Annotated in this window: 5 protein-coding genes; 2 read left to right on the forward strand and 3 right to left on the reverse strand. The window is 61.3% G+C overall.

Annotated elements, in window-relative coordinates:
- The 3 genes from ispE to ACFFAR_RS24175 form a co-directional block, all read right to left on the reverse strand.
- Nucleotides 1–692, reverse strand: a 692-nt coding sequence (ispE, locus tag ACFFAR_RS24165; RefSeq protein WP_174364479.1) for a 4-(cytidine 5'-diphospho)-2-C-methyl-D-erythritol kinase, incomplete at its 3' end; no start/stop codon positions are given.
- Nucleotides 693–722: 30 nt separating this feature from the next.
- A complete protein-coding gene (lolB, locus tag ACFFAR_RS24170; protein ID WP_061998362.1) occupies nt 723–1,343 on the reverse strand; it encodes a lipoprotein insertase outer membrane protein LolB in 621 nt (206 codons plus the stop codon).
- Nucleotides 1,344–1,354: 11 nt separating this feature from the next.
- Nucleotides 1,355–3,223: a tetratricopeptide repeat protein gene (locus ACFFAR_RS24175; RefSeq protein ID WP_174364480.1), complete on the reverse strand. Its 1,869-nt coding sequence runs from the start codon at nt 3,221–3,223 to the stop codon at nt 1,355–1,357.
- 85 nt (nt 3,224–3,308) lie between these two features.
- Between ACFFAR_RS24175 and mutM the strand changes: the two genes are divergently transcribed.
- Nucleotides 3,309–4,139, forward strand: a complete 831-nt coding sequence (gene mutM / locus ACFFAR_RS24180; protein WP_174364481.1) for a bifunctional DNA-formamidopyrimidine glycosylase/DNA-(apurinic or apyrimidinic site) lyase — start codon at nt 3,309–3,311, stop codon at nt 4,137–4,139.
- Between the two features lie 5 nt (nt 4,140–4,144).
- Nucleotides 4,145–5,050 (forward strand): A/G-specific adenine glycosylase (gene mutY / locus ACFFAR_RS24185; RefSeq protein WP_375508600.1); only part of this gene is annotated, 906 nt, incomplete at its 3' end.

The raw sequence follows: 5,050 nt of genomic DNA on the forward strand, positions 1-5,050 counted from the left end.
CGACCGAAACTGTCTGGCCAATCTGCTTCAGAACTATGTTGTGCAAGGAAGTCCGTTATTGTGAGGACTTTTGAGTCCCTTGTCAACGCTTTCTCTGAAAAAATCGCGGCAGTTGGAACATGTACCGCAGGACTCACCACCAGGAAGAAACGTTTCGGTAAATCGACCGCCTGCAGCGCTTCGCCCACACCTTCAGCAAAAGCATTTTGACCGAAGACGAAAAACGGTACATCGGCGCCCAGTTTCAACGCCAGATCCTGCAGCGCCTGCCTCGACAAACCCAAGCCCCACAAGCGATTCAGTGCAAGCAGTACGGTAGCGGCATCAGAGCTGCCACCGCCGAGACCGGCGCCCATAGGCAGTATTTTATCAATTTCTATGTTTACGCCAAGGGGGGTGCCGGTGGTCGATTGCAGCAGACGTGCCGCACGCACAACAAGGTCGTCCGCTTCGGGGACGCCCGGAACGTCGGTAATCCGGGCGATCACGCCATCATCGCGGCGGGCAAAGTGCAGCACGTCGCCCCAGTCGAGCAACTGGAACACCGTCTGTAGCGCGTGATATCCGTCGGGACGCCGCCCCGTGATATGCAGGAAGAGATTGAGCTTGGCAGGCGCAAGACAGTTGCGCAGGGACGCATCGACCAGCGGACGCGCCTTGACCTGCGATGAGCCCGGTACAGTTGAAGACATGCCGATAGGTGCGAAAAGGTGCGAAAAACGTTACTGGTCGAGGACGAGCTTGATATCGAGCGGCGGTTCTTCGCGCGACAGATTCAGGCGTTTCACGCCAGTGGCGGGTGCATCGGCATAGGCCAGATAGTCGATGGTCCAGCCGTCCTGCTTGATCTGCTTCAGGTGGTCATTTTGCGACGACGAGTCCATGGTCGTGCGTGCCCGGGAAGTCGGCGCCGGCGATGGCTGCAGCCAGTAGCGCAGGCCTTCCACTGGCAACGCGAAGCCCATTGTGTTGCGCATCAGTTCCGAGACATTGTCAGCGGTTTGTGGGTCACGGTTGGGCAATTCCAGCGTGGCCGATGACGGCGACGACGTCACGATAGCCATGGTCTGCCCCAGCGGATTGCGCAGTTGCAACGTGACGGTATCGCCCGTTTCCTGCCAGTCGAAGTTGCCGTACGCGTTGCGTTGCTGACCGTTCTGGTCGTCGTACTGGACTGCAAACCGGCCGTGATACGCGCGGGTCGTTTGCGCCGTGACGGCGGTTGCCGCATTCGATGTTGTCGGCACCCGCGGTTTGACCGCGCAGCCGGAGAGGACCACGGCGCTTGCCGCCATCAACGCCAGTGCGCTGCGTCGAGCGCGCTGGCCGTTCAGAACATTCATTGCATTCAAGTTCAAAGGTCGTTCACCTGGAATCGTTTGAGCGTTTTGACGAGCGTGTCGTTGCCGGGTTCGAGCTTTTGCGCCTGACGCCACGTGCTGCGAGCCTGGTCCTGCTGCCCGGACTTCCATTGCACTTCGCCGAGATGCGCGCCGATTTCCGCGTTCGGCTGCAAATCGTAGGCTTTCTTCAGGATGTTGGCCGCTTCGGCGTCATTGCCCTGCCGATACTTCGCCCAGCCCAGGCTGTCCATGATGAACGCATCGTTCGGCGCCAGCGATACCGCCTTTTCAATCAGCTTCACCGCTTCGTCCAGACGCTCGTTGCGATCGACGAGCGAATAACCGAGCGCGTTATACGCTTGCGGGTTATCCGGCTGGGTCTTCATCAGCTTGCGAAGCTGCGTTTCCATTACGTCGTAGTGGCCGTTTTTCTCGGCGGCCATTGCGTAGTCGTACGTGAGATCGGGGTCTTCGGGGAAAGCCGCCGATGCCTTCGACAAAGCCGCCTCCGCCTCCGGATATCGCTGCGCCTGGAACAGCAGCGATGCGTCGGTTCGGGCGAGCAAAGCGAGGTCGCGCGGGTCAGAGGTCTGCAGGCTGCCGAGCAACTGACGGGCTTCGTCGACCTTGCCGTGGTTCGCGAGAATCTGAGCGCGCGTGACCTGCGCCGGCAAGTACTGCTGGCTTGAACGCGTGATCTTGTCGAGATACTGGTTCGCCGCGACGTCGTCTTTCTGATCAAGCGAAATCTGCGCGAGGTAGATGTACGCCTGACCCGGATCGGCACCCGGCGTGGCTTCAGCCGCCTTGGCGTACTGATTCAGGTAATCCTTCGCCTTGTCCGGCTGCTTCCTCTGGATGTTGATCAACGCGAGCGCCATCAGCGGCGTCAGGTCCTTCGCGTCGTTCTTGCGCATGGCTTCGAACTGCTTTTGCGCGTCATCGAGCCGATCCGCCGATAAATACAGTTGCGCGAGCGCAAGCCGCGCGTCGTGCGATTTCGGATTCTTGTCGACGTAGTTTTCGAACGAAGCGATACCTTCGTTGCGCTCAGCCGGACCCATGCGTGCGAGCGTCAACGCGGCGGGCAAGTAATCGGGCTTGAGCTGCAGCGCTTTCTCAAGCGATGCCTTTGCACCCGGCTGGTCGTCGGCGGCGATTTGCTGACGGGCGAGCGCGAGTTGCGTTTCGGGCCGGTCCATGTCGTTCTTGACCAGATCCTTCAACACATTCAGCCCGCCTACGCGATTGGGCCCGCGCGAGATCAGGACCTGCAGCGAGATGATGGCGTCGCCGCGCTGTTCCTGCGGAATCTTCGCGAGCTCGCGTGCGAGGATCGGTTCTGCGTCGTCGGGCTTGCCCGACAGGATCAGCAACGACGCGCTCAATTGCGCTGCGCGTTCCGAGTTCGGCGAGAACTGCTGCCAGAGCTGAACGGCCGTCAGCGCGTCGTTGGGACTTTGTGCGGCAATCGCAATCTCGGTTGCGCGTTGGGCGAAACGAGGGTCGTGCGTATCACGCGCGAGCGCGAGATACGTCTGGTAAGCGGGCGCTGCCTGGCTGCGCTGCAACGCGACTTCGGCCGCGAGTACCTGGAACACGATCTGGCTGGACGCCGCAATATTGGGCAGGTCCTGTGTTTCCTTGCCCGTGGGCGGCGCTGTAATCAGGTCGGCTGCGCTGATCGCGGCCTGGTCGTCGTCCGGAGCGGGGAGTTGCGCCGGACTTTGAGCATGGGCGGAGCCAAGCGCGAACACTGCTACGGCGAGCGCAACCGCTGCCGCAAGCTTGTTCGATGGGACCGGCTTACCGCGTGCCGCAATCGTTTCAGCGGCCGCTGCACGCTGTTTCGAAAACAACTTAACGAAGGACAAGTTCATGGAAATCCGATCAATGTTTCAGTCGATTGTATCGCGCTCGCTACAATACGCGCACGTCCCACAGCAAGTTGCAGACCAGTAAAACATGCCAGAGCTGCCGGAAGTCGAAGTAACCCGACGCGGTATTGAACCGTTCGTTGCCGGCCGCCGTGTCGAGCGTGTCGATATCCGCACGCCCGCGCTTCGATGGCCGATTCCCGCGCATCTTTCAAAGACGATGAAAGCGCTGAAGATCGACAAGGTCGAGCGCCGCGGCAAGTACCTGCTGTTCGAAACCTCTGAAGGTTGGCTGATCGTGCATCTTGGCATGACGGGAACGCTGCGGGTCTTGCGTAACGTGCCGCGCCCGCCCGACGCTGCAAAGCATGATCATATCGATTTGATCTTCGACGACTTCATTTTGCGCTTCCGGGACCCACGGCGTTTTGGCGCCGTGCTCTGGCATGCGCGCGAAGACGGCGACGTTCTCGATCATCCGCTGCTTGCCGGCCTGGGCGTCGAGCCGTTCACCGCCGGGTTCTCCGGCGCGCTGCTGTACCGCATGACCCGCGGGCGCAAGGTGTCCGTCAAACAGGCGCTGCTCGCGGGGACGATGGTCGTGGGCGTCGGCAATATCTATGCATCGGAAAGCCTGTTTCGTGCGGGAATCCGGCCGACGGTCGCCGCCGGGCGCGTCTCGCTCGTGCGCTACGATTTTCTCGCCGACGCCGTGCGCACGACGCTCGCGGCGGCCATCGAAAAAGGCGGCAGTACGCTGCGTGATTTTGTCGGCAGCAACGGTGAGTCCGGTTATTTCCAGCTCGATTATTTCGTCTATGATCGCGCCGGCCTGCCGTGCCATGTTTGCGGCACGGCCATCAAACATATCGTGCAAGGCCAGCGATCCACGTACTTTTGCCCGCGCTGCCAGCGCTAGCCGACATGCTCCAGCTCACCGATTTCTCCACTCGCCTGATCGCGTGGCAACGCGTTCACGGCCGTCATGACCTGCCATGGCAGAACACGCGCGATGCGTACCGGATCTGGCTGTCCGAAATCATGCTGCAGCAGACGCAGGTGTCGACGGTGATTCCGTATTACGCGCGGTTTCTCGAGCGTTTCCCCGACGTGGACACGCTCGCCGCCGCGCCTGTTGATGACGTCATGGCGCTTTGGGCCGGCCTCGGCTACTACTCACGCGCGCGGAACCTGCATCGGTGCGCCGATGTCGTCGCGACCGAACATGGTGGTGCGTTCCCGCGCACCGTCGATGAACTCGCGGAATTGCCTGGAATCGGCCGCTCGACGGCGGCGGCGATTGCATCGTTCGCGTACGGTGCGCGTGCGACGATTCTCGATGGCAACGTGAAGCGCGTCCTGGCGCGGGTGTTCGGCGTAGAAGGATTCCCAGGCGAGAAGAAAGTCGAGAACGCGATGTGGACGCTCGCCGAATCCTTGCTGCCAGATGCTGCGCACAAGGACGAAGTCACGGCCTACACGCAGGGTTTGATGGATCTGGGCGCGACGCTTTGCGTGCGCGGCAAGCCGGATTGCGCGCGCTGTCCGTTCGCGCCGGATTGCGTGGCGAATGTCACCGGGCGGCAAAAACAGTTGCCCACGGCGCGGCCGAAAAAGACGGTCCCGACGCGCAAGACATGGATGCTGGTTCTGCAGGACGGCGACACGGTCCTGCTCGAAAAACGGCCGCCGACCGGTATCTGGGGCGGCCTGTGGAGCCTTCCCGAAGCCGCAGATGAAGACGCTCTGATTGCCGTCGCGCACAGCCTTGGCGGCACGGATACGCTTCAGCGCCTGAGCCCGTTCACGCATACGTTCACACATTTCAAG

The organism is uncultured Caballeronia sp., assembly GCF_964243625.1.
GTDB lineage: Bacteria > Pseudomonadota > Gammaproteobacteria > Burkholderiales > Burkholderiaceae > Caballeronia.

Bases quoted from the DNA above. Each gene is read 5' to 3' on its own strand.
- lolB (WP_061998362.1), bottom strand. From the start codon at position 1,343: ATGAATGTTCTGAACGGCCAGCGCGCTCGACGCAGCGCACTGGCGTTG.
- ACFFAR_RS24175 (WP_174364480.1), bottom strand. From the start codon at position 3,223: ATGAACTTGTCCTTCGTTAAGTTGTTTTCGAAACAGCGTGCAGCGGCC.
- mutM (WP_174364481.1), top strand. From the start codon at position 3,309: ATGCCAGAGCTGCCGGAAGTCGAAGTAACCCGACGCGGTATTGAACCG.